This is a genomic window from Pseudoalteromonas sp. TB25 (assembly GCF_000497995.1).
GTDB classification, from domain to species: Bacteria; Pseudomonadota; Gammaproteobacteria; order Enterobacterales; family Alteromonadaceae; genus Pseudoalteromonas; species Pseudoalteromonas distincta.
The window spans coordinates 1-24,954 of sequence record NZ_AUTI01000344.1; the positions used below are offsets into that span (position 1 = coordinate 1).

The following is a 24,954-nucleotide window of genomic DNA, read 5'->3' on the forward strand; positions in this document are numbered from 1 at the left end:
TTATTCCAACCGTTATTTATAGTGAATAGCTAGCTGAATTTAATAATTGTAAAAATATATTCCAAGGCCACAGAGCCCCCACAATATAGCAATCATTAGGTGAGTATTTCTAATAAAGAAATTGTCATTTTCAGAATTTGATTTGATATTATTTTCTTCGTTTGCCATAACTTACTGCTGTATTCCAACGTTAACTATTAATGTAAAACACCATGTTTTAAATCAGTGTTTGGGTGTAATCTATTAAGCGTTTCAACACACCAAGTTCTACGTGATTTATCTTCGTCTAGTAAACCTATTTGTAAAATTGTTTTACTAGTATCATGAGTCTCTTCAGCCTTAGCTAAAGACAAACCTTCTTTGCCAAACATTGCTGGCAATGCCATTGAAGATGAATACTGATTAATGATTAATGATTAATGATTAATGATTAATGATTAATGATTAATGATTAATGATTTTATGGCGCTGATTGCTAGATTGAAAATTTAAGCTTTGTTTATGGAAAACTTTTAAAGGCTCTTCTCCTTGAAAGTTAATTTCATATTGCATATGCAAAGTTATGACACCTTCAGTATCTACAAGTTTCGAAATTTCCATGTGTAATGATTTTTTAAATTGAGCCTTTAAATAATTTTTGTTTGGTAGTCGAACAAACTTATAAAATAACCTTGGAATATCAACTTCCTGTCCATTCTCTACCCACATTCTTGTTAACTTGATAGCGTTTTTATCTCGTAAATCAAGGTCGTAAGGAACATAGATTGTAGGCTCAAAATACAAGTATTTTTCAATCATGTTGTTAGCATTATCGAAATTTTTTTCATTTTGTTTCTGTCTTTCCTCATTAATCTATGGCTGTTAGTACTTGATATTGCTCAGGCGTTAAAGTCGGTAATCGCTTAATAAAAGCAACCATGGCCCATATTCTTTCATCACTGTGAGTTTTACCCCAAGCTGGCATCCCTGAAGCTTTTATGCCGTGTTTAATCACCCAAAAATTCTGCCTTGCAAGCTCTTCATCAGTACCGTGTTGATGAGTTTCATGCGAAATACTTAAATTAGGTGGTTGAGGATACAGCCCAATGCTCATATCACTTTCTTCTAATCCAGGTTTTAGATGACAGCTTGAGCACATATATTCATAATCTGCTCCTCCCATTAACAACAACTCAGGACTTTCCAAATCAGGTACTTTGATATGTTGAGCCGATTTCTTTATGGATGCCTCCCTAGTTTCTTCAAGAAGCCAATAAACAATATCACTGTGAGGTTCATCTNATTCACTATCCCTGAATACATGACAGTGGCTGCACTAGCTCCTCCCAATAGCAATAATATCAATAGAATTTTAAGAGCTTTCATAACAATTCCTTACTTTAAAAGTCACTTAATACGAGCTTCAATTAAGTGACTTTTAATATTTAATTAATGGTTCTGGTGATCATCATTATTAGCTTTTTTATTTTCCTTTTTTTCCATTTTACTGTGATCCATTTCTTTCATTTTGCTGTGATCCATTTTCTCCATTGAAGATTTTGATTGCTTCATACACTTTTTCATCATTGCAACTGCAACAGGGTCTTTCATATCCATCTTGCTATGATCCATTTTGCTACAATCAGCTTTTTCTGCTTTTTTTGCATGCATTGCTGGATCATGAGCGGATGCATTCATTGATAAAGTAATTGCTGGTACTAATATCAAAGCGATTTTTCCTACAGTTTTAATAAAGTTAGTTTTCATGGTTTTCTCCTACGTTTTTGATTAAGATTAATTTATTTAAATTCATCGAATGCAATATTAGTTGCATCAACATTCTTGGTTTTTAAAAGGTTTATCGTTGCAGACATCATATTTGGTGGGCCGCATAGATAAAATTCGACACCATCAATTTGGCAAATTTTGTCAATATTTGATGTGAGTAAATCTTGAACATACCCCTTTGCTCCTGACCAGTTGTTATGCGGCCTGGACAGAACAGGGTAGTAATAAAAGTTTGGATATTTTCTAGATAGCCTGTAAAGCTCATCTTTATATAACAAGTCTTCCTCAGTTCTAGCACCATAGAAAAAATAGATACCTCTAGCTTCCTTTCTTTCTTTTTGGCGGAAGCACAATTGCTCTTCAATCAATGATTTCAATGGTGCCATTCCAGAGCCTGCTCCGATGAGCATCATTGTTTTATTACTTGAAGGTTTAGCGTAAAAATCTTCAAATGGGCCAGCCGCTTCTATTGTTTGCCCTAGCCCCAAATTGCATATGTAGCTAGAACCTACACCGGGATATATACTTTTATTTGGAGCATTTTGAATTTTGACGGTAAACTTTAACTCGTTAGTACCAGCTTCAATCTGCCCATCACCATTAGCTAGAGAATAGCTTCGACTACAAGCTTGATGCTCATACTCTAAATACTCAATACCACGCCAATGGTATTTGAAAGCGTCAGGAAGACGCGCTGGTATAGATACTCCTTTAGCTGGTGGTATATAGAAACGAAGATGAGCACCTGCTTTGAATTTTAATTTCTCACCACCAAGCACTTTAAAACGCAACTCTTTTATATAGGGACTAATAAACTCACTATGCGTTAATTCAAGAAGGTATTTTTTGGCTTTAGTAACGTCAATTAATGTTAACCTCTTTGTTTCTGTTGCATCATGTTGACAAGCCAATCTGTAACCTTGTTGCAATTGTTCCTTTGTTAAAAGTACATGCTCTGCTGAAGTGACTTTAACACTGCTATCAAGACGTACTTTACATTGGCCACAAGTCCCGCCACCGCCACAGGTTGATGACAAAGCAATATCATGATTAATTAAACCGTCAAGTAAGTTGGTATTAGTAGCTAAATCGAATTCCCCGATAGGCTCCAGATCTTTATCAAATAGCGCCAAAGTTCGACTTTTGTTGCCAAAGCGAACTTTGTATTGACCATTAAAGAGCAGCTCAATAGTCCAAATAAAGCCAGTTAAGGAAAAGAAAAGCGTGAAAAGAGAAAATAAAATGATTTGAACATTATTGAAGCTTCCTTCAGTGCCATAATCCATAAAGTGAAGCATAAAGAAAATATCAACAAACCGTTTATCATCATTACTATGTTTAATTATTCGACCAGAACCAGCATCAATATAAACGCTAGTTTGAATATAATCAGCATAGTTAACTTGCCACACTTCATTTTGCTCACGAGGTATATCTTCATATGGAGGTGATAATTTAACTGCATTTTTAATCACACCTTTACCATTGTAGGAAGATTGGGCCAGTTTTCTAACCATAGTTTCATCAATAACGACTGGCTCAGCGGTGTACGCATCAACCAAAGAGTAGTCATTGTCAAAATGGCTATATAAACCTTTATTATGAGTTAACAAATAGTAAGGGTGCTCTAATAGTGATATTTGTTTTAACGATACGACTTGTTTTGATTGAGATAAGACAAGTTGTGGTTCAACTAACCTATTAATATCAACTTGGGCAACAACGGGAGTTTGTTTATATTGATTTCCTGAAGCCTTTTGATGATCCATCAAATTAAAATATAAGCCTGTTCCTAACCATACTAGTAGTTGTAGGCCAACCAACAAGGATAGCCACTTATGTAGCTTTTTAAGGAATAACATTATCTAGCTACTCCCATACTTTTATCTAATGTATTTTTTACTCTGTTTTTGAAAATAACAAAGTAACTCAATACACCACCAGTAATTGCCGCAAAAATAGAAAAAAGTGTGAACCAAAAAAGTAGTTTATTACTTGGATCTTCTTCTTCGTAATCCATGACATGCAAACTAAACATCAAATCAAAGATTCGCCAAAATTCATGTCGCTTACTGACAAGCTTTCCTGTTTGAGCTGAAACATATATCGACGGACTGCCAAAATCATCAAAGTTAACCCGCCAAGCAGGTAATGCTCGACGGCTTAATTCAAACGGTGGATTTTCTGTAATCAATTCAGACTCAAGGACCGCACCATCACCACTGTAATAGTGTTTTGCAGCGCTAATAGCTACGACTTTGTTTAAGGGAGAAATCTTCTCCCCATTACTAGCATTTACAACATATTTTTCGTCATGCTCTGTAAAACGATAAACGGCTTGGTCTATAAAAACTTCTACGGCAATGTTTTTTGCGTCAGGATATTGCTTAGCTAATGCAGATAATGGGTAAGTAATTTCATCCACATTAACTTTAGCTTGGTGATTAACCACCAAACTATCACCATGAATATAGTCAATATCAAAAATAACCATATAGGCACCTGATATCGACCAAATCAAAAACTGCAAGCCTAAAAACAACATCAACCACCGATGAAGTTTCCGGCTAACCTTCAACGTTTTCATGCTCTATGCCTTGCTCGAAACATTTTTAATCGATGACGAACGCCACAAATAAAATAATGCAGGTAGAACAAGTAAAGTTAAAATCACCGCACTTAGCATTCCACCAACCATAGGTGCTGCAATACGACTCATCACTTCAGAACCAGTACCTGTGCCATATAATATTGGCAATAAGCCAACGATTATAGCTGCTGCGGTCATCATGACAGGACGTACACGTAAGCCTGCACCATGTAACACCGCTTGAAGGACATCAGCCTTCGTTGTTGAAATATCCTTTGACTGATGATCATTAATCATTTCGTGATAAGCCTGATTCAAATAAACCAACATAATCACACCTATCTCAACAGCAACCCCCGCTAGCGCGATAAAACCAACACCTACAGCGACAGAGAAGTTGTAGCCTTGGATATACATCAACCAAATACTACCCACCATAGCCAAAGGTAGAGTTCCCATGATCATTGCCACTTCAATAACATTTCTGAAGTTCAGATAAAGTAGAATAATAATAATGAACAAGGTTAACGGCACTACATAAGTCAATTTAGCTTTGGCACGTTGCATATACTCATATTGACCAGCCCACGCAATTGAGTAGCCAGCAGGAAGTTTTAGCTTATCTTCAACAACCTTTTGTGCATCAACAACGTAACTACCAACATCCACACCTTCAATGTCTACAAATGCCCAACCATTTAATCTTGCATTTTCTGACTTTATTCCCGGAGGGCCGTCTTCAACGAGCACATTCGCAACATCGCCTAATGAGATCCTTTGCCCATTTGGTGTCACTATTGGTAGCAAAGATAATGTTTCAGGCGAATCACGATAGTCTTGTGGGTAACGTAAACTCACTGGATAGCGTTCTAAGCCTTCAACAGTTTTGGTGACATTCATACCACCAATGGCCGTAGCAACAACCTGCTGAATTTCGCTAATATTTAAACCATAACGAGCTGCTTTAGCGCGTTGTATATCAACTTTAACGTAACGCCCACCAGCTACACGCTCTGAATATACTGATGCTGTTCCAGGTACATCTTTCAAAATAACTTCTAATTGTTTGCCGATGTCCTGAATTACCGATAAGTCAGGTCCTGCGACTTTAATACCAACAGGTGTCTTAATACCCGTAGCTAACATATCAATACGTGTTTTTATTGGCATCACCCACGCATTAGTTACCCCAGGGAGCTTAACTAAACCATCTAGCTCTTTTTTCAAACTCTCAGTAGTAACACCTTCTCGCCACTCTGAACGAGGCTTTAATTGAATAAAAGTTTCAATCATTGTTAAAGGCGCTGGATCAGTAGCAGTTTCCGCTCTACCTACTTTACCAAACACAGTTTTAACTTCTGGAACTGTTTTAATCAGCTTATCCGTTTGTTGTAACAGTTGACGTGCTTGCCCTATCGAAATACCAGGATAAGTTGTAGGCATATACATTAAGTCACCTTCATCAAGTGGAGGGATAAATTCACTACCAATCTTGTCAAGTGGATATATACCAATAGCAAGAACTGCCAATGCTGCTACTAAAGTTGTCTTTGGAAAAAGTAATACCGTTTTTAGAGCAGGCATATAGATAAAGGTTAAAAAGCGATTCACCGGGTTTTTATGCTCAGGTAAAACCTTACCCCTTATAAAATACCCCATCAGTACAGGGACTAATGTAATCGCTAATGCCGCTGATGCTGCCATCGCATACGTTTTAGTAAAGGCAAGCGGAGCAAACATTCGCCCCTCTTGAGCTTCCAAGGTAAAAACAGGAACAAAACTCACCGTAATAATTAACAAGCTAAAGAATAGAGCAGGACCAACTTCACTGGCCGACTCCACTACTATTTTCCAGCGGTTTTCATTAGTTAACGGTGTTTTTTCCATGTGCTTGTGCATATTTTCTATCATTACAATAGCACCGTCGATCATGGCACCAATCGCAATTGCAATTCCTCCTAGCGACATAATATTCGCATTAAGACCTTGCATATGCATAACGATAAATGCCGTCAATATCCCTACAGGTAAACTCACAATGGCGACTAGTGACGAGCGGACATGAAATAAGAAAATGATACAAACTAGCGCCACAACGCCAAATTCTTCTAATAGCTTATAAGCTAAGTTATCAACAGCCCTTTCAATTAATGCAGAGCGATCATAAACAGGAACAATTTCAACCCCTTCAGGTAAGCCTTTCTTTAGTTGCTCTAGCTTTTCTTTAACACCATTAATGACTTGCTGAGCATTTTCTCCAAAGCGCATAACGACGATACCACCAACAGTTTCTCCTTCACCGTTAAGCTCAGCGATACCTCGACGCATTTGTGGGCCAGTCCCAATATCTGCAACATCTTTTAGTAATAGAGGTGTGCCATTTTCATTTACTCCTAAAGGTATATTCTCTAAATCTTCAACACTTTTGAGATAACCAGTTGCTCTAACCATGTACTCGGCTTCTGCCATTTCAACAACAGATGCCCCGATCTCTTGGTTACCTTGCTTAATAGCCATTTGAATATGTGAAAGAGGGATCCCAAATGCTCTTAATTTTTCAGGATTAATTCTTACTTGGTATTGCTTAACCATACCGCCAAGTGCAGTAACTTCTGATACGCCAGGGACAGTTTGCAATTCATATTTTAAAAACCAATCTTGTAAACTGCGCAATTGACTTAAGTCTTGTTGACCCGTTTTATCAACTAAGGCGTATAAATATACCCAACCTACGCCTGTAGCATCAGGTCCTAATTGCGGTCGTGCATTGCTGGGTAAGCTAGGGGCTACTTGACTTAAATATTCAAGTACTCGCGAACGCGCCCAATACAAATCTGTATCTTCATCAAAGATGACATACACGTAAGAGTCACCAAAAAAAGAATAACCTCGAACAGTCACAGCGCCAGGAACTGACAGCATTGCAGTAGTCATCGGATAGGTAACCTGGTCTTCAACAACTTGTGGGGCTTGACCAGGGTAACTTGTTTTAATAATTACTTGCACATCAGATAAATCAGGCAGTGCATCAATAGGCGTTTTATTAACAGAATATAAACCAATGCCTACGAGTAAAAAGGTAGCGAGTAATACAAAAAATCGATTACCAACGGACCAACGTATTATAGAAGCAATCATAATAATCTAACTCCTATATTAGTGGTTTGAATGATCAACAACAGGTGCTTCTAATCTAGAAGTTTCACCCTGTTCATCACCTTGCCCTAGTGGGGCAATTTCAAAAATTACAAAATGTTCACCACGCACTTCAAAAGTAAACTTAACTTCCATCCCCTCAGAAAGTCCTTCAAGGCTAACATTGTGCCCTGTAATGAAATCTAAAGTAGCCGCAGGTCGTCCCCATTTTTCAATAGCAGATCGACTAATGTTCACCATTCCATGATCAATCATTAACGAGTTAATTGTTCCAGTAACTGTCGCTGACGAGTCATCTGACACTTCTTCAGTTACTTGGCTTGTATCACTTTCACTCATGTCGTCAGGAACATGGATGTTGCTAATTTTATAATCACCATTATCTTCTTTTGTCACTTCAACATGTAAACTCATTCCTTCACTAAGTAATGAGAAATCGACACTGTCCGATGCTATGAAATCCATCGTCATTTCTGGCCATTCCCATTCAGGTATCGCCTCATGAGCTAAAGTTAACATTTTATGATCTGCCATCATGCTCTCTATAGAAGCTTGAACCCAAACAGAAGAAGGCATTGAAGCATCCGCTTCATCAACATCGCTATTCATTCGCTTGAAGTCTGAAGACTTACTCGATTCTGAATCTAATAAGAACTGTGCAGAACTAACAACTTTTTCCCCATCACGCACCCCTTCAAGTATCTCAACACTTTCGCTATCGTATCGACCTACAGATACTGCAACCGATTTAAAACTCCCCTCACCTAAGGCGAGAACAACTCTATCTTGGTTTCCAGTTCTAATAAGTGCTTCTTTAGGTATCAATAAAACTTGTTCATCACCCGTTGTGTGAATCGCAATTTGAGCAAACATATTTGGTTTGAATTCACCATCTTCATTTTTAAAACGAAGACGTACTTTCACTGTACGAGTTTTTGCATCTAGTGTCGGATAAATATAATCAACTTTTCCTTGCCATGTTTTTCCTGGTAAGTAATCAAGAGTCATGGTTACTGGGGTGCCTGTTTTGACTTGACCCGCTTGACGTTCAAACACCTCAGCTTCAACCCACACTTCCGATAAATCACCAATTGACATTAAAGTAGAGCCAGGCTTAACATAAAATCCTTCACGTATTTTTAAGTTTTCCACCACGCCATTTTGTGGAGAATAAAAAGTAATTGTTTGCTGTACTTTCTTTGTTTTCTTAAGTTTTACTATTGATGATTTTGGAAGTTGTAATGCTGACAATCGATTTTCAGCCGCACTTATTAATCGGCTATTTTTACGATCTAATGCCAATAATAATTCTTCTTGGGCATTAACTAATTCAGGGGAATAAATTTCATAAAGGGGTTGCCCTTTCTTAACAGGATCTCCAATAGCCTTAACATATAGCTTTTCAATCCATCCTTGTACTCGTGGATGAATATGAACTAACTTATCTTCATCATAAGTAACATAGCCAACTGTATTTATTTCGGTGTGCAATGATTTATAACTAACTATTGCCGTTCTTACACCGAGGTTATTTACAACATCAGGAGAGATACGAATGGTTCCGGGACCTTCATCAGGTCCTTTACCACCATCGTCGTATACAGGTACTAAATCCATACCCATTGGTGATTTCCCTGGCTTATCTCTTTTGTAGTTCGCGTCCATTGGAGCTACCCAATAAAGCGGCTTCTTTTCAGCCGTTACAACAGAGCTTGCTTCTCCACTATTTGTCGGGGCCATAAAACTATAAACCCCAAATGTTAAAAAGCCACCGATAACCATGCCAATTACTATTGGCTTAATATTGTTGTTCATTATTCTTCTCCCGAAATAACAGTGAAACCACTATTATTTGATAAATTCATATTATTGTTACTAACGACAGGATCTATGCTGCCTATAAAAAGGTAATTAAGTTCTAGTAATAACTTCTGCTCTTCGACATTAAGAGTTAACTCATCTATTTCCGCATTTAATACAGCGATTCGTGAGCGAACCACTTCGGCAAAGTCACCATCATCATTGGTGTAGGCTGTTAGTGAAGCTTCAGCTTGATCGTGGATTTGAGGCAGTAGCTTGTCTTTGTATAAGTTCTGTCTATCTTTCAATCGAAGTAAGCGCCCTTTGGCACTGGAGTATGATGCGAGCAATTTTCTCATCAATAATAGTTTTTCAGTTTTTATTGCTTCTGTTTTTGAAATAGCTGACTTAACTTCTTTGTCCTGTCTATTATCTGTAAAAAGCGGCAAGTCAAAAGTAACCCCTACAGAGAACAAGTCCGCTCGACTATTTCCCATTGGATCATCATCACGGTAACCATAACTAGCATTTACTCCCCACTCAGGTTTGTATTTTTGCTTTGCCAATTTGATTCCAGTTTTTGTTGATTTAATTTTCTTTTCAACTGCAACAAGTGAAGGGTGGTTAGCAATATACTTAGCCAGTTCACTAGGGCGTAACCAGCTATTATTTAGAACTATATTGCTATTTACTAAGTCAATCTGAGGCAATTGCTTAGTCAAAACAATATTATGGAGCTGAAAATCATCATCTACATAAGTTTCACTTTGAGAATTATTCTCAATAGAAAATTCTGCTAACCATTGAGACAACATACCTTCAAAGCGGTTTTGTTGTTGACCTAAAACATCTAACCGATCTTCTAACCTTGTAAGCTCTAATTGCGCTCTTACGATATCTTGCTGTCTTGTTTTACCTAAAGCAGACGAATAACTTGCTTCTGCAATATCCGCTAACTGTTCAAAAAGCGCTCTGTTTTTTTCAATTAAAGCAATACTTTCTTGAACTCTGTATGCATTCAACCAAAGGCTACCAACAGTAACAGCTACTTTGGATTCTCGATCTTTTCGTTGATACGGGAATGATTCACTTTCAATCTTGAGTTGTTCTCGCTTAATCAATAATGTATCCCCACGAGGAAACATTTGAGATATACCCACTTTCGCTTGAGTCATACCCTCTTGCCCGAAATCAAACCCATTAACAGGTAAGTTTGCTAAACCAAGCGAAACTTTTGGGTCTGGTAATGTACCTACGGCTGTACTCATCGCTTCAATAGCAGCTTGCTTATGAATATTTCCCGTTAACCATGGGTCATTTTTCTGCGCAGACTTGATAGCTTTTTCAAAAGTTAAGGCTGAACTAGAAGTAATAGTAGGAATATCAGCAGAATTTGCAGTTAGCACTGTAAGAGCTAACATACCTGCACAGCATTTCACGCTTAAACTTCTGATATCTTTTAATTTATTCATTAAAACTGCTCCTCATAAGATTGAACGCTGGCATAGACCTCATAAGCGCCCCCTTTCTTAAGTAATAACACTTTATAAGGTTGAAATTTATCCCCTACTTCCATACCGGGAGTTCCCGCTGGCATTGCAGGAACAGATAATCCAATAACATCGTCAGCGTGTTTTTCTTTTAAAAATTTATGAATAAATTTGGCAGGAACATGCCCTTCAAATGCATAACCATCTTTTGATATAGCGGTATGACAAGAACGGTATCGAGGCTCTATTCCTTTCTCTTCTTTAACCGCTGTAAAATTTTGATAATTATGGACTTTTGATTCGAACCCTTGCTCATTTATATGGCTAACCCATTTTTTGCAGCAACCACATGTAGGACTCTTATAAACCTCTAAAAGAATAGGATGAGGTTTAGCATTTTGTGTTTTAGATGAAGTCACTGAAACTTCTTCTTTTGAACAACTTGCAATAGCAATGACTAAAGTAAAGGCTGCAACAGCCTTTAACGTGAATTTTTTGGAAAACATAACCCCCCCAAAGGGATATCAATTAATATTTGAATTGATTAGGTTATTCTTGATTTTGCTTAAAAATACTTAAACGCAGAGATCAAAAAGCCTAATACAGATAATTTTCATATAAGTGAGCCAAATTTTAGGCACAATTATTCTGTATTTAGCTTAGTATTGGAGGTCTATATAGAGATGATGATGATTGACTTTGAGCCAAGTTTGAATATGAGAATATTTTTGATGATAAATCAATAAAGAGACTGTCACCTGTGTCTTTCATTAGTGTAGCGATACTTGAGCAACCCCCAGTAAAACAACTACAACTTTTCACACAACAGTCATCTTCTGCTTCATCTGACTCATCAGATGAATGACTCATCATTGAATGGTCAATATGGTCAATATGGTCCATCATTGACATATTTTGCATTTGCTTCTGCCCACTATTTCCCTTCATACTCATCATATGATAAGACATAACAGTAGACGCAACCGCTTGACCAACAAAGGTCAAACAGACTAGCAGTACCATTAATGTTTTAGAGAAATTAGAATTCACAGCTAACCAACAAAATATTTCAATTAATCATATAATTGCATAATAAACACTACCTTTCAACAGATTAATATAAATAAAGTATAACTTAGTAGCTACCTGCAAGAAAATATTAGTGTTATGAAGGTCTTTAACAACCTAGGATGAGCCTTCGATTACCACAGGTGAAGCAGATGATGTTTTAGGTAGAGCTGAATGGTTGGGTTGGAGGCGATATGGGCAATCCTATGATTTCACCTAATGATCCTATTTTTTGGATGCATCATGCTCAAATTGATAGGATTTGGAGTGAATGGCAAAAGAGAAACCCCGGAGAAAAACCATACTTAGAAGGTTTAGAAAGAAAACTTGCCCCCTGGGATGTGATATATGACATTGATACTATAGATGATATTTCTAATCTTGGAGATGATAGCTATGAATACGAAGGGCCTAATCCTTTCTAACGGTATAGCTCAGCAGAGTTTAATTTGTACACTGAACGAACTCTTCAGTTGGTAAATCACCTGTTAAGCTGAAAATCATTTAACAACTTAACAGGTAATATGACCATCAACATATCTCTAAAAAACAACAATAGCATTTAAAAGTTGTATTTGTAGCCTAAGCTCAAAGTTAGAGGTTTTCCAACCATAATTGAACCATGAGTACGTGATGTCATATAGCTTTCGTCTAATAAATTATCGACGGTGAAATTCACTTGTTGGTTTTTAGTTAAATCATAATTTGCAACAAAATCAACGACAGTATGGGCATCAATACCTTCATTAATAGCACCTCGACCAGCCACTGTCCTCATTTCTCCAGTATAACGAACTAACAAATTTGATTGCCATTGCTCCCCTTCTAAACCAATAACAAACTGAAACTGATTTTCTGGAACATAAGGAAATTCATCACCAGACTGTACATCCCCCCAGAAATCCGATTCGAATGTATTCAAAAATTCACTCTGGGAACGAGTGTAGGTAAAGTCTATTGGCATGGTTATATTTCCAAAATTAACCAAGTAACCTGCTTTCATTTCAATTCCGTATACTTTTACTTCACCCGCATTATATTGATCGCCAATATTTTCATCGTCACAATTCTGGCTCTCAGTACAGTTACCATGCATATTGTCATAATCAGATAGAAATAAAATAGCCTCTATATTGACGTTATCATTATTAAATCTAGCTCCAAACTCATAATTCATACTTTCTTCATTCGTAGCATCTTCATTACCTGGAGCAGGGGGAGCAAATCCTTTTTGTACGCCACCCAACAAGACCAATTCATCAGTCTGGACTTCCCATAGTTTACTAGACACACAATAAGTTACATTGTAACTTCTAATAAGAGGTGTTTTATGAGCAAAGGCAAACGGTATACCCAAGAGTTTAAAGAAGCGGCTGTTAAACAAATTACTGAGCGTGGATATTCAGTTGCAGAAGTCGCTGAACGATTAGATATTTCTACCAAAACGTTATATCACTGGCGGAGCCAGTTATCAGATAAACCTAAGTCCGTTCAATCATCCGATGAAAAATTGAAGATCGCTTAATTAGAAGCGCAATTGAAACGTGTCACGGAGGAACGGGATATTTTAAAAAAGGCCGCAAGGTACTTTGCCAGCAACCCCGAGTAAAGTACGGCTTCATTCGTGATCACCAAGATGAGTTTTCTATTACGACGATGTGCCGCCTTTTTAAGCTGCACCGCAGTGGTTTTTATGCGTGGTTGAAAAAGCCTATAAGCGATAGAGCGCTTGAAGATAATCGCTTGTTGAAACTCATTAAAGAATTTTATGTAGCCAGTGGTGGCACGTATGGTAGCCCTTGGATACATGCAGACTTGCGTGAAGCCGGTGAGCATGCAGCGTGAACCGTGTTGCTAAGATTATGCGACAACATAAGCTTAAGGCGCAAATTGGATATAAGCGTCGCCATATTAAAAGCGGTAAGGCGTCGCGGATTGCAGATAACTTATTAGCGCGTCAATTTAACCCGCCAGCGCCAAACCAATCATGGGTGAGCGACATTACTTACATAAGAACCTATGAAGGTTTTTTATATGTGGCAACAGTAATGGATTTATTCTCTCGGTGTATTGTGGGTTGGTCGATGGATAAAAATATGGATAAGCACCTTGTTATAAAGGCACTGTTGATGGCTGTATATCAACGTCAACCGAAGGCAGACGTAATGGTGCATAGTGATCAAGGTAGTCAATACGGTAGCGCTGATTATCTCGCATTTATGAAAGAACATAATCTTGTGCCTTCAATGAGCCGCGCTGGGAACTGTCATGATAATGCGGTTGCTGAAAGCTTTTTTGCGACGATTAAAAAGCGAATAGTTAAGCGTAAGATATATTCGACACGGGAAGATGCGAAAGCTGAGATATTCAATTTTATAGAAATGTTTTACAATCCAAGAAAGCGGCATTCACACACAGGCGGTGTTTCACCTGCTAAGTTTGAGGAAGCGTACTATTCTGAGTTAAAAACTGTCTAGTGAAAGCTGGGAAGTCCAATAAGTGATCATTAACATCATAACCCTCGCGTTCTAGAAGGTCTTTTGACTTTAAGCCAAATGGGCAAATATGCTCATCTGTTGCCATTCTATAAAGCTCTGCTGATTTACTCATGTTTAGCTCCCTTTTACGTATTCTTATAAAATTTTACTTAGTATTAAAATCCGGTACAGCTCTAGGTTGTGCTTGTTCCTGAGTTTCTGCTAGGCCATTTTTTTCTATATCGTTCAGTAACCACTGCATCTCTTTAATCTCACGACGCTGTGCTTCAATTATATTTGTTGCAAGCTCTTGGACGCGCTTGTCTTTGATATTAGCTCTATCACTAGTCAGTATAGCGATTGAATGATGCGGTATCATGGCTGACATCCAAGACTGATCGTTGACCGTTATTTGCGAACGTACTAAAAATAATGCGCCTACAAAGCTAATAATGCTGATCCCTAAAACTACGCTGTTTTTCTTTTTATCCTTATACATATTTAGCATAAACAACAGCATAACTACCGCCATTGCAGCCCCCATATAAATAGCCATATAGGTACGCGTTTCACTAAAAAACACATGGCTTAGCTGATAACTATTCAAATACATTAGTACAAACATGACTAATGTTGATGTGGCTATCATTAAGAAAAATTTTAAATACTGTGACATTACAATGGCTCCTTTTCAGTTGTTCAACTTGTATTTTATTTATACTAAGGGGTATTACTTACAATTTATAAGGCGTAAGCCCACTATATATTTAATCATCGCATTAATACTTACGGCTAATTCAATAACTATGCCATAAGAGTTAAAACTGCACTGCGTATTTTCTGATATGCTTATAAGTATGTTGCTGTGAATCTTGAGTAAGTACTTCAATATTATATTTATGAAAACGATTGCCCATCTCCATACCTGGCGTGCCAACAGGCATTGCCGGAACTGTCAGCCCGATCGTTTTCTGAGGGTGTTGTTCAGCTAAAAACTGCTTTATATATTTAGCTGGCACGTGCCCTTCAAAAACATACCCATCGGCTGAAACAGCGCTATGGCATGAGCGCATATTTGGCTTTATTTGATATTGAGCTTTAATTAGCCCCATATCAGCAACATCTATTGCTTTTGTTTTAATGCCACTTTCATTAATATGCTCAATCCATTTTTTACAGCACCCACAGTTTTTACTTTTATAAACTGTCAACTCAATCTCTGTTTTATCTTTTTCTATGGCCTCTTGGACCGGCAATACACTGTGTGGGTTTTCCATACTTTTTACTGATATAGACACCGCCAACATCACTGAAAGTGCAGTTGTTATGTACGTTAATCGCATGTTACTTCCTTAATTTGACCAATGAATATGTGTGATTTTCCAGCCATTGCGGGTCTTTTTTAGAGTCATTGACTCCATACCCGTTGTGTTAATGGCTTTACCTTTGTAGCTGCCCATCGTTTCACTTCGCGAAATGGAGTAAGCGATATCACCACTTATATAAACCTGATGTTCTAATAGTTTGCTATTAACCGAACTGAGGTATTTCATATCCGCTAGCATGTGGTGATTTGCATATTCATCGGCAGAACGCTCAACGCCTCCGCCTTCAAAAATAATGACGTTATCAGCTAATAATGAGCGAGCTTTTTTTTGATCACTTTGATTTAATGCTTGGTGAAAGGCACTTACTGCTTGCGCAGCTGGGGTATCGGTACCAACAAATAACACACGCTCATTTGCATGTTCCTCATTCTTGTGTGCGCTTACAGCTAGTGAGTTCAATGCGCCAAAAAGTAATAGCGATGTTATGATTATTTTTGCAGAGTTATTAAACATGTTGCTCTCTTTTTATTAAATTAATTTGGGGGACCAACAAGTGTGGTGAACACGCTTGTTGTAATAAGTACAAAAGCAGCTATCAGCATTTCTACACTGATGGAACGTTTTAGTGTACCTACATGCTGTTTTTGGGTGATTCTCGGAACTAAAATTAGTTTGTGCCAAGCCCCCATCATAAGCATCGCGCTCACTAGTAGCAGTTTTAGCAAAATTAATTGCCCATAACTTGACGTGAACAGCGCTGATAACGAATGCAGGTAATTAAGCAAAAGCGCTAAACCTGAAATAAGCAGCACAAATACAACGATGATGGCTAAGTGCCCAAACAGGTGCATTACCTTCTTAACTTCATGAACAGATAATATGGTACAGCTTTTATATAGTGGCCACAGTGACCCCACCCAACTTGCTATTGCAATAAGGTGAAAGGTTAAAATACTTTTCACTAACCCATTTTCATTTGCACTGTGCCCAGTAAAAGTGAAGCTATAAGCGATAAACCCAAGCATGATTAGTATAACGGCACCGTTTTTATAACCTGCTATGTTATCATCTGATTTCACATTCCACATACATGCGCTAATTAGAGCAATAATAAGCGCTGGTATTCTAAACGTTGCTTGGTCACCTATGACTGATTGCCAAACAATTTCAAGCATAAAGGGGTCAAACATTCCCATAAAGCCTGATTCAGCCATTGCTCCAGCTTCTATTGGTACTTGTAAAAGTGCAGCAATACTACCTGTAACCACGCACGTAATTTGCCAACGTTTTAAGAACTGATAAAAACTAATTAAGTGATGCCCTGCAACATTGCTGTTGCCACACATAAAGCGCATTAATAAAGTGCCCGCAAGCCCTGCAATTGCGATATAGCTTGCTAGTTTTAATAAGAGTAAGAGTACTGACCATTCACTTAATTGCATTATGTTGCTACTTAATGATTATGTTTGCTGTGGGTATTAGATTGTTCTTGCATCATCTTATGCGATTCACTTTTGTGTACCATAAATCTAAACGTGTCGGTCATTTTATGTCCATCACCACCCAGTGCTGTCCATTTAACCGTGTAAGTCCCTTGGGCTAAGCTCGGTAATGACCAACTAAAGTCTGTGCTTGGGGTGGAGCTTGGTTTGAAATCAAAGTTTATTGAGTTATTTTTTTCATCTTTGATGATGACTTTTGCTAGCCTTACTTCACCACCAAAAGTTAACGAAAGTTGCTCTGGGCTTTTCATTAACATGGCTTCTTGCGCAGGTGTTGATTGCTTGAGTGATATATGCGCTGATGCGGAAAATGTAAGTACTAAACCTAAAATAGCTACTGCAGAATTAAAAAACTTCATAATTACCTCTTATTTAAAATGATTAAAACCAAAATTTAATACCCGCAACAAATGCGGTGTTGTTGCTACTTTGTCCACTTGATGTGGCATAGTCGGCGGTATTACCAAATTTATTGCTCCATTCAACGCCAATATAGGGCGCAAACTGGCGTGTAAATTCATAACGAACCCTAAAGCCAATCGCGCTGCTTGATAGGCCACTTCCAAGTTCGTTTTGTTTATCGTTTTTGCCATAAAGTGTAATTTCGGCTCGCGGTTGTATAATTAGCTTTTGCGTGAGTAATAGTTCGTACTCTGCCTCTAACGTAAATGCGGTATTGCCTCGCTCACCCACGTACGCTGTCATATCAAGTTCAAACCAGTAAGGGGCTAAACCTTGTAAGCCAAAAGCCAACCATTGCCGATTTTCACCTTCTTTATTGTAATCAAGACGAACACCTGCTTGAGTATCCCAATATGCTGATACGGCGTGACCCCATAAAATATCGGTTTGGTTTTCTTCAATACTTCCTTCGCTGAAATCACCCTCGGTTTTAATTACCAATCGATCAAAGGTAGTGCCGTACCATGCTTGTAAGTCAAATACACCTGCGTTTGCTTGCTCGTTATATTCAAGACGATCGCCTAGTAATGCGTAAAATGGATGCTCATCAGCGAGTGTTAATCGCTCATTGCCCTCAAGCGCATATGGGCCTTCTGTTAAAGTTGTTCCCGCAGAGTAAGCATGAGGGTCTCTTGCATCTTTAGGTGCATCTCCCCCTTGTGGTTGCATCTTAGCGCTACTCTTTTGTGCCATTTCACTTTGCGCTAATAAAGGGAAGCTAATTAATGAAGCCCCAGTTAACATTAATAAACCTAATGATTTAGATAGTTTTAATTGTTTCATGATACGACTACCTCTCTAAACATACCGGCATCCATATGGAATAATAAATGGCAATGCCAAGCCCAGCGACCTACATCGTGAGGGGTGGTTAAAAAGCTGATTCTTTGTGCGGGTTGAACAGGTACCGTATGACGTCGCACTTGCACATCACCTTGCTCGTTTTCTAAATCACTCCACATACCATGCAAATGCATAGGGTGCGTCATCATGGTATCGTTTTGTAAAATAACTCTTAAACGTTGGTTATGCTTCATATGCACTGGCGTGCTTTTACCAAATTCTAAGCCATCAAATGACCAGCTATAACGCTCCATGTTTCCGGTTAAATGCAGCTCAATTTCAGCTTCTGGCTCTTGCTGGTTAGTGATCCCTTCAAGTGAGTGTAAATCTGCAAGTGTTAAAACTCGGCGACCATTTTTACGTAAACCAATACCAGGATCATCAAGATTTGTTCTAGGCATATCAACGCGCATATCAACTGAAGCTCCATACTCCGTTTTTGCATGACGCACTTTAGAGCTGGCAACCGCTAATGGATTTTCAGACATACCATGTTTGCTATGATCCATCGCCATTGCACCGTGACCCATAGCGCTATGATCCATTTCTTTAGAGTTCATACCTGACATGCCAGCCATACCAGCCATTGCAGAATGCTCACCGCCGTGGGTCATATTGCCCATCATATCGGTCATCGTTAACCACTCAACAGGGTCAAGTGCAGGTACTGGCGCATCAATATTAGGCGAGCTTGATAAAGTTCCTTTTGCGTAACCAGAGCGATCCATACTTTGAGCAAAAATCGTATAGGCATCATTTTTAGGCTCAACAATTACGTCGTAGGTTTCACCAGGGCCGAATCTAAATTCATCAACTGTCACAGGTTCAACGTTTTGCCCATCTGCTTGTACAACCGTCAGTTTTAGCTCGGGGATACGCACGTCAAAAAAGCTATTACTAGAGCCATTAATAAACCTTAACCTAAGCTTTTCACCGACTTTAAATAATCCACGCCAGTTTGCCATTGGAGTACTACCGTTCATTAAAAAAGTCATTGCTGATGCAGATAAATCAGCTAAGTCTGTAGGGTTCATTCGCATCTGATTCCACATTTTTCGGCGCTGTAGAGCATTTGAAATACTGCTGCTTGAAACGTCATCGAAAAACTCTGGAACAGTGGGTTGATTGAAGTTAAATACATCACTCTGTACTTTTAATTTACGGAACAGAGCCATAGGGTCATCATCAGTCCAATCAGATAATTGAATAACATGCTCGTTATCTGCACTAATAATATCGTTTTCTCGCGGTTCAATAATTAATGCACCGTACATGCCTGTCATTTCTTGAAAGCCACTATGTGAGTGATACCAATATGTACCGCTTTGTTGTAGTTTAAATTTATAAACAAAGGTTTCGCCCGGCATAATGCCTTTAAAGCTGATACCTGGTACGCCATCCATTTGATACGGTAAAATAATGCCATGCCAATGAATTGAACTCGGTACTGATAACTTATTTGTTACTCTAATAGTAACATCATCGCCTTCTTTGAGGCGCAAGGTAGGGGCGGGTATAGATCCATTGATAGTTGTCGCCATACGTATTACGCCAGTAAAGTTAACCGGCGATTCATCTATAACGAGATCAATTACTTCGCCGCTAAGTTCGGGCACAGTGCCTGTTATTGTTCCTGCTACTAAAGATGATGCAGCATGTAATACACTCGGAAAAGCCGCAAGTACACCTCCTGCAATTAAGCCTTGAACAAATCGTCTTCGTGGTGTGCTAACCTGTTGTGATGACTTTTTAAACCCCATTTCCTTACTCCTTCATAGCAGAATATGTATTGAGTATAGAAAATAGACCTGTCTTTAACATGACGCGAACATTACAAAGTTGTAATCTTGGTGTCATGTTGCTGTAGTGACAGATACTGCATAATATTTGCAGAGGTAGTTGTTAGGACTTTAATGAAGGAATAGTATGCGCTTATTAGTTGTTGAAGATGAAGCAAAAACGGGAGATTATTTAAAACAGGGACTCAGTGAAGCTGGTTTTCAGGTTTCTTTGACGCGCAATGGTCTTGACGGTCATCACCTAGCAATGACCGAATTGTTTGATGTAATAATACTTGATGTTATGTTACCTGACGTATCAGGTTGGAAAATTTTACAGTCGCTACGTGAAGCAGATAACAAAACCCCAGTACTATTTTTATCTGCTCGCGATAGCATAGACGATAGAGTAAAGGGGCTCGAACTTGGTGCTGATGACTATTTAATAAAGCCTTTTGCTTTTGCTGAAGTTTTAGCAAGAGTACGTACTCTTATTCGCCGTCGTGCAGTGCAAACAGTTGACGATATACTGATCGTTGCTGATTTAGAAATGGATATTCCAAAGCGAAAAATACAACGTGCAGGCAAGCGTATTTTATTGAGTAATAAAGAGTTTAGCTTACTTGAACTATTGTTACGGCGCGAAGGTGAAGTATTGCCACGTTCGTTAATTGCTTCTCAAGTATGGGATATGAATTTTGATAGTGACACCAATGTGATTGATGTTGCCATTCGTAGACTAAGAGCAAAAGTTGATGATGACTTTACTGTTAAATTAATTCATACAGTTCGTGGTATGGGCTATAAATTAGAGGTTGAAACTGATGACTATTAAGTCACGACCTTTATCACTTACGATGCGTGTTGTGTTGTTTGTGGCTGTAACCGTTATTGCGTGCTTAACTTTAGTTGCTTTTTTAATAAATAGTTCAATAAAGCATCATTTTTTTCAGCAAGATAGCAGTGAACTACATGTTATTAATCAATCTATTGAATTTGTTTTAACACAACAGTATAAATCAAACCTGAAGCTTAAAAATGAATTATCTAACGCTGTTGCGGGTCATCACGGTGTTTACTATCAGGTAAATACTGCAAAAGGAGATCTCATTTTTCAAAGCTCTGAACGAGATTTTAGTGATTTTGCAATGAGTGCAAAGGCTTCAACTGGCTTTAACAGTAACAACATTATCTCATGGCAAAATGGTACTCACACCTACCGAGCTCTGGTGAATAATTTAAGTACTGGGCAACAGCAATACAAGATTACTACAGCGATAGACATGAGCTTTCATTTACACTTTCTCAATCAATTTCAGCAAAGCCTTTGGGCTATTATGTTTGGTTCAGCTGTACTCATTTTATTGGTGGCTTGGTTTGCTATACATCAAGGATTAAACCCTTTACGAGGTGTAAGTCAGAAAATGCATGATATCCAAACTAATAAAATGGATGTAAGGCCTGATGAAAATAAAGTGCCTATTGAGCTTGTTAATATGGTGCAATCTTTCAATTTAATGCTAGACAGGCTTCAAGGTGAATTTATCCGGCTATCAAATTTTTCTAGTGATATTGCTCATGAACTACGCACACCTCTTACCAATATAATAACTCAAACGCAGGTTGGCCTATCTAAAAAAAGGCAATCCGAAGAGTACCAAGAGTTATTATTTTCTAATCTAGAAGAGTTGGAACGACTAACTAAGATGGTTAGTGACATGCTTTGGCTGGCAAAAACCCAAAACGGCCTAATTAAACCAACCCAAGACATTTTATCCAGCCATGAAGAAATTGAAGCGCTGTTTGAATATTTTGATGCTTTAGCTGAAGAATCATCGCTGATACTTAATAAAGCAGGTGAAAACATCAGTTTTTATTGTGATAAACTACATTTTCGTCAATTGTTATCAAACCTGTTATCGAATGCTATAAGATATGCACCGAAGGGGTCATCAATTACGGTAAGTAGTGAAATAACATCTGTTGAAAAAGTATGTATCTGTGTGAGTAATACCGGCGAGAAAATACCTTCTGCACATTTACCTTATTTATTTGACCGCTTTTATCGACCAGATAAGTCTCGGCAACGCCATAGTGATGGAGCCGGTTTAGGGCTTGCAATAGTTAAAGCTCTAGCGCAAGCAAACAGTGGTGATGTAGAGGTCAGTTCAAATAATCAAACTACCAGCTTTAAAGTTTTTTTTAATTTAGCTAAAAGCTAATTATTAAAATTAATAACTCAATGTTTGCTCTCAGCATTTTGGCGAAGTTTAACTAAGTGTTGTGAGTTAAAGCACTCGATTCAGTACACTGATTAAATCGTTTCACAGGTGTTTCGTAGTCTAAGAAGAGCAATTTAGGTACTTCGCTATTTCTCTGAATGATTTACCTGCTGCTACGTAAGCGTATAGCTAACGACACCTAGCCTTGCTTAATATTCCAAGGTAGCAGTGGCTCAAGGTTACTTGGCTGCTCTGCAATATGTTGCAAGCACGTTGAGATGTAGTCATGCACTACAAGATCATTTGCCTTTGCGGTTTCAACAAGACTATAGAGTATGGCGCTGGCATGCGCGCCATTACTGGTATTTGAGAACAGCCATNGGTTATTATCAATACTGAGCCTGCCATCATCGAGGTAACGCCTGAATTTCTCAAACTGGTTTATCGCATAGGTAATTGCTTTCCCTAGCGCCATTTGGGGAGGGATTTTATCTTTGTGTTTGAGTAACCATTGATACAATTCATCAACGATTGGTTTGGCTTTTTGCTGCCTAACGGTGAATTTTTCACTGACCGATTTACCTTTGATGGCTTGCTCAATACCATAGAGTTTGCGAATAAGGTTAAGTGCTACATCCGCTTTAACGGTTTTTTTATTATTGCCTTTGGCCTCGATGAACTTACGGCGTATATGAGCTAAGCACGCAACCAGTGTTGCCTTCGTTTGCTCGTATGCTTTGTAGCCGTCAACGTGCATGTAGCCTTGATAACCGTCAAGAAAACCAACTACACAGTGGGCCGCGCGACTATTATGATAATCAAACAGGACAATATTAGTGTCTTTACCCGGCTTATCATCGCCACAACAGTACAGCCACATATAGCTGGTCGCTTTCTCTGCGTTAATAACGTTTAACGAGGTTTCATCGCCATGAATAACTGCTTGAGATAACAAGATTTCTTTTAAACGCTGATAGAGCGGTGACAACAATTCAGCACAGCGTAACATCCAGCTCGACATGGTTTGCCTGCTCAACTCAATACCGATATCAGAAAATAACGTTTCTTGGCGATAAAGCGGCAAGCCAAACTGGTATTTACACATGATTATTTGGCTCAGTAAACTGGGCGTGGCGATACTTTTTGGAATAGGTGTTGCGGGCATTTTTGCCGTTTTCACTACACTTTCAATCCCTTCACGCTCACAGTGACGGCACGTATATTTAGGGCGAATAGTTTTGACAACCTTGATATGCGCTGGCACAAATTCGAGTGTTTCACTGCTGCTTTCACCCATTTTGTGAAGTGGGCTTTGACAGCAATCACACACTTTTTCATCCTCATCAAGGTCAACAACCACCTCGACTCGTGGTAACTGTGCTGGCAGTGGCCGGCGTTTCGGTTTGGCTTTTTCTTTCTTTACTAAGGGCGATGTGGCCAATAGCGCTTTATCATGTTCATCAAGAATGTTTTCTGCTTCATTGAAGCGCTCTCCAGCACCGGGCATCTTTTCAGATTTCTTCGCGTACTCTTTGGCAAGCTTCGCGTTATAAGCTTGCAGTAATTCGTGAATTTGCGCATCTTTTTCAGCAACGACCTAGAACAACTCAAGCACCATGCGCTTGAGTTGTTCTAGGTCGTCAGGAAGTAAGTGTGCATCAATTTTCATGTTCGCAATTTAACAGAATTTGACGTTGTTTTCTTGTTTGACGCAAAGATAAAGCAGGCGGTGTGGCAACGATCATTTACTGTCAATATGATCGATTGATACTGCAATTCTTCATGACCAAGCACATCATATCCCGACAACAACCAATCCAATTGCCCAGGACTGAGTTCAAATTCTTGCAAACTGACTTTACTTGGCCATTTGAACTTTTGTTTTTCTAAACGCTTGTACCACAAAGCAAACCCCGTTTTATCCCAGTAAACCAGCTTGAGTTTATCTTTCGATTTATTGCAGAACAAAAATAATGCGCCAGTGTAAGCGTCACGTTCAAGCTCGCTTTCAACGAGTGCGACCAGACCATCAATGGACTTTCGAAAATCCACGGCGTCACGATGCAAGTAAATACGCGCGGGTTCAACAAACATTTTCATAAGGCAAGCTCACGCAACAATTGACTCAAATAAGCGACAGGCATTGTGGGTGGGAAGCTAATTTTCACGCTGCCGATAGTAAGCATGATCGGCAGTTGCTGTTCAGTGGGGGCGACGTGTTTAGTGACTTTTGCTTGAACAAAACGACTGGATTCAGTATTAAGCTTACTTCGTGCCGCATAAAAGCTTGTTTTAGATAAGGCATGTTGCTGGCAAAACTCAGTAATAGTTAAATCGCTGGCTTGTTGTTCTTCGATAATGTTACGCCACTGCTCAAGGCTACGTGTTTTTCTCATGGCTATCTCCTAATTGAAATTAAGAAATAGCTTAATCGGTTTGACGAATTACTGGCAGGTGCACTTTGCTAGACG

Annotated in this window: 24 protein-coding genes and 3 pseudogenes; 4 read left to right on the top strand and 23 right to left on the bottom strand. The window is 38.6% G+C overall.

The features are described from left to right. Positions 1–197: 197 nt before the first annotated feature. The 11 genes from L652_RS1000000124960 to L652_RS0113950 all read right to left on the bottom strand — a co-directional run bounded on the left by L652_RS1000000124960 (position 198) and on the right by L652_RS0113950 (position 11,853). Complete coding sequence (locus L652_RS1000000124960) at positions 198–386, bottom strand: hypothetical protein (protein ID WP_024596909.1); 189 nt, start codon at positions 384–386, stop codon at positions 198–200. A 58-nt stretch (positions 387–444) separates the two neighbouring features. Continuing rightward, positions 445–798, bottom strand: coding sequence for a hypothetical protein (locus L652_RS0113905; RefSeq protein ID WP_024596908.1), 354 nt, complete (start codon positions 796–798; stop codon positions 445–447). Positions 799–847: 49 nt separating this feature from the next. Further along, positions 848–1,162 carry a cytochrome c gene (locus L652_RS1000000125480; RefSeq protein WP_343223433.1) on the bottom strand — a complete coding sequence of 105 codons (315 nt, stop codon included), beginning with the start codon at positions 1,160–1,162 and terminating at the stop codon, positions 848–850. A gap of 266 nt (positions 1,163–1,428) precedes the next feature. Beyond that, positions 1,429–1,746, bottom strand: coding sequence for a hypothetical protein (locus tag L652_RS0113915; RefSeq protein WP_024596907.1), 318 nt, complete (start codon positions 1,744–1,746; stop codon positions 1,429–1,431). Between the two features lie 32 nt (positions 1,747–1,778). After that, on the bottom strand, positions 1,779–3,629 hold the full coding sequence (locus tag L652_RS0113920) for a 2Fe-2S iron-sulfur cluster-binding protein (protein WP_024596906.1): 1,851 nt from the start codon (positions 3,627–3,629) through the stop codon (positions 1,779–1,781). After that, on the bottom strand, positions 3,629–4,261 hold the full coding sequence (locus L652_RS0113925) for a hypothetical protein (RefSeq protein WP_024596905.1): 633 nt from the start codon (positions 4,259–4,261) through the stop codon (positions 3,629–3,631). The genes L652_RS0113920 and L652_RS0113925 overlap by 1 nt, the downstream gene beginning before the upstream one ends. Before the next feature lie 96 nt (positions 4,262–4,357). Beyond that, positions 4,358–7,495 (bottom strand): efflux RND transporter permease subunit, encoded by a 3,138-nt coding sequence (locus tag L652_RS0113930; protein ID WP_024596904.1) that lies wholly within the window; start codon positions 7,493–7,495, stop codon positions 4,358–4,360. 18 nt (positions 7,496–7,513) lie between these two features. Beyond that, complete coding sequence (locus L652_RS0113935; RefSeq protein ID WP_024596903.1) at positions 7,514–9,328, bottom strand: efflux RND transporter periplasmic adaptor subunit; 1,815 nt, start codon at positions 9,326–9,328, stop codon at positions 7,514–7,516. Then, positions 9,328–10,785: a TolC family protein gene (locus L652_RS0113940; protein ID WP_024596902.1), complete on the bottom strand. Its 1,458-nt coding sequence runs from the start codon at positions 10,783–10,785 to the stop codon at positions 9,328–9,330. Before L652_RS0113940 ends, L652_RS0113935 begins: the two co-directional genes overlap by 1 nt. Continuing rightward, positions 10,785–11,309 carry a DUF411 domain-containing protein gene (locus L652_RS0113945; RefSeq protein WP_024596901.1) on the bottom strand — a complete coding sequence of 175 codons (525 nt, stop codon included), beginning with the start codon at positions 11,307–11,309 and terminating at the stop codon, positions 10,785–10,787. Before L652_RS0113945 ends, L652_RS0113940 begins: the two co-directional genes overlap by 1 nt. Before the next feature lie 148 nt (positions 11,310–11,457). After that, positions 11,458–11,853 (bottom strand): CopL family metal-binding regulatory protein, encoded by a 396-nt coding sequence (locus L652_RS0113950; protein WP_253951857.1) that lies wholly within the window; start codon positions 11,851–11,853, stop codon positions 11,458–11,460. Positions 11,854–12,041: 188 nt separating this feature from the next. Between L652_RS0113950 and L652_RS0113955 the strand changes: the two genes are divergently transcribed. Then, positions 12,042–12,296 carry a tyrosinase family protein gene (locus L652_RS0113955; RefSeq protein ID WP_261765765.1) on the top strand — a complete coding sequence of 85 codons (255 nt, stop codon included), beginning with the start codon at positions 12,042–12,044 and terminating at the stop codon, positions 12,294–12,296. A 137-nt stretch (positions 12,297–12,433) separates the two neighbouring features. Here L652_RS0113955 and L652_RS0113960 read toward each other — a convergent pair whose 3' ends face one another. Beyond that, a complete protein-coding gene (locus L652_RS0113960) occupies positions 12,434–13,162 on the bottom strand; it encodes a TonB-dependent receptor (protein WP_024596898.1) in 729 nt (242 codons plus the stop codon). Between the two features lie 39 nt (positions 13,163–13,201). Here L652_RS0113960 and L652_RS01000000123845 point away from each other — a divergent pair. Beyond that, positions 13,202–14,348, top strand: a pseudogene (locus tag L652_RS01000000123845) (IS3 family transposase). Between the two features lie 16 nt (positions 14,349–14,364). On the opposite strand, the pseudogene L652_RS1000000125485 reads toward L652_RS01000000123845, so the two are convergent. The 8 genes and pseudogenes from L652_RS1000000125485 to L652_RS0114005 all read right to left on the bottom strand — a co-directional run. Then, positions 14,365–14,481 (bottom strand): annotated as a pseudogene (locus L652_RS1000000125485) (glutaredoxin family protein); the annotation flags it as partial. Positions 14,482–14,514: 33 nt separating this feature from the next. Beyond that, positions 14,515–15,024 carry a DUF305 domain-containing protein gene (locus L652_RS0113975; RefSeq protein ID WP_024596897.1) on the bottom strand — a complete coding sequence of 170 codons (510 nt, stop codon included), beginning with the start codon at positions 15,022–15,024 and terminating at the stop codon, positions 14,515–14,517. Positions 15,025–15,166: 142 nt separating this feature from the next. After that, positions 15,167–15,691 (bottom strand): DUF411 domain-containing protein, encoded by a 525-nt coding sequence (locus L652_RS0113980; RefSeq protein ID WP_024596896.1) that lies wholly within the window; start codon positions 15,689–15,691, stop codon positions 15,167–15,169. A gap of 9 nt (positions 15,692–15,700) precedes the next feature. Beyond that, the gene (locus L652_RS0113985; RefSeq protein ID WP_002963268.1) at positions 15,701–16,189 is read right to left on the bottom strand and encodes a nuclear transport factor 2 family protein; all 489 of its coding nucleotides are present in this window, start codon (positions 16,187–16,189) and stop codon (positions 15,701–15,703) included. Positions 16,190–16,209: 20 nt separating this feature from the next. Then, entirely contained in the window at positions 16,210–17,118 is a 909-nt protein-coding gene (locus L652_RS0113990; protein ID WP_024596895.1) for a CopD family protein, read from the bottom strand. Positions 17,119–17,129: 11 nt separating this feature from the next. Continuing rightward, positions 17,130–17,537: a copper resistance CopC family protein gene (locus tag L652_RS0113995; protein ID WP_024596894.1), complete on the bottom strand. Its 408-nt coding sequence runs from the start codon at positions 17,535–17,537 to the stop codon at positions 17,130–17,132. A gap of 22 nt (positions 17,538–17,559) precedes the next feature. Next, positions 17,560–18,423 carry a copper resistance protein B gene (locus L652_RS0114000; protein WP_024596893.1) on the bottom strand — a complete coding sequence of 288 codons (864 nt, stop codon included), beginning with the start codon at positions 18,421–18,423 and terminating at the stop codon, positions 17,560–17,562. Next, a complete protein-coding gene (locus L652_RS0114005) occupies positions 18,420–20,243 on the bottom strand; it encodes a copper resistance system multicopper oxidase (protein ID WP_024596892.1) in 1,824 nt (607 codons plus the stop codon). The genes L652_RS0114000 and L652_RS0114005 overlap by 4 nt, the downstream gene beginning before the upstream one ends. A 166-nt stretch (positions 20,244–20,409) precedes the next feature. Between L652_RS0114005 and L652_RS0114010 the strand changes: the two genes are divergently transcribed. Both L652_RS0114010 and L652_RS0114015 read left to right on the top strand, forming a co-directional pair. Continuing rightward, positions 20,410–21,096 carry a heavy metal response regulator transcription factor gene (locus L652_RS0114010; protein WP_024596891.1) on the top strand — a complete coding sequence of 229 codons (687 nt, stop codon included), beginning with the start codon at positions 20,410–20,412 and terminating at the stop codon, positions 21,094–21,096. Beyond that, positions 21,086–22,483, top strand: a complete 1,398-nt coding sequence (locus tag L652_RS0114015) for a heavy metal sensor histidine kinase (RefSeq protein WP_024596890.1) — start codon at positions 21,086–21,088, stop codon at positions 22,481–22,483. The genes L652_RS0114010 and L652_RS0114015 overlap by 11 nt, the downstream gene beginning before the upstream one ends. A gap of 199 nt (positions 22,484–22,682) precedes the next feature. On the opposite strand, the pseudogene L652_RS01000000123850 reads toward L652_RS0114015, so the two are convergent. The 3 genes and pseudogenes from L652_RS01000000123850 to L652_RS0114030 all read right to left on the bottom strand — a co-directional run bounded on the left by L652_RS01000000123850 (position 22,683) and on the right by L652_RS0114030 (position 24,879). Beyond that, positions 22,683–24,152, bottom strand: a pseudogene (locus L652_RS01000000123850) (IS66 family transposase). After that, a complete protein-coding gene (gene tnpB / locus L652_RS1000000124970) occupies positions 24,149–24,583 on the bottom strand; it encodes an IS66 family insertion sequence element accessory protein TnpB (protein WP_024596287.1) in 435 nt (144 codons plus the stop codon). Before tnpB ends, L652_RS01000000123850 begins: the two are co-directional and overlap by 4 nt. Then, positions 24,580–24,879, bottom strand: coding sequence for a hypothetical protein (locus L652_RS0114030; protein ID WP_002963294.1), 300 nt, complete (start codon positions 24,877–24,879; stop codon positions 24,580–24,582). Before L652_RS0114030 ends, tnpB begins: the two co-directional genes overlap by 4 nt. Positions 24,880–24,954: the final 75 nt, after the last annotated feature.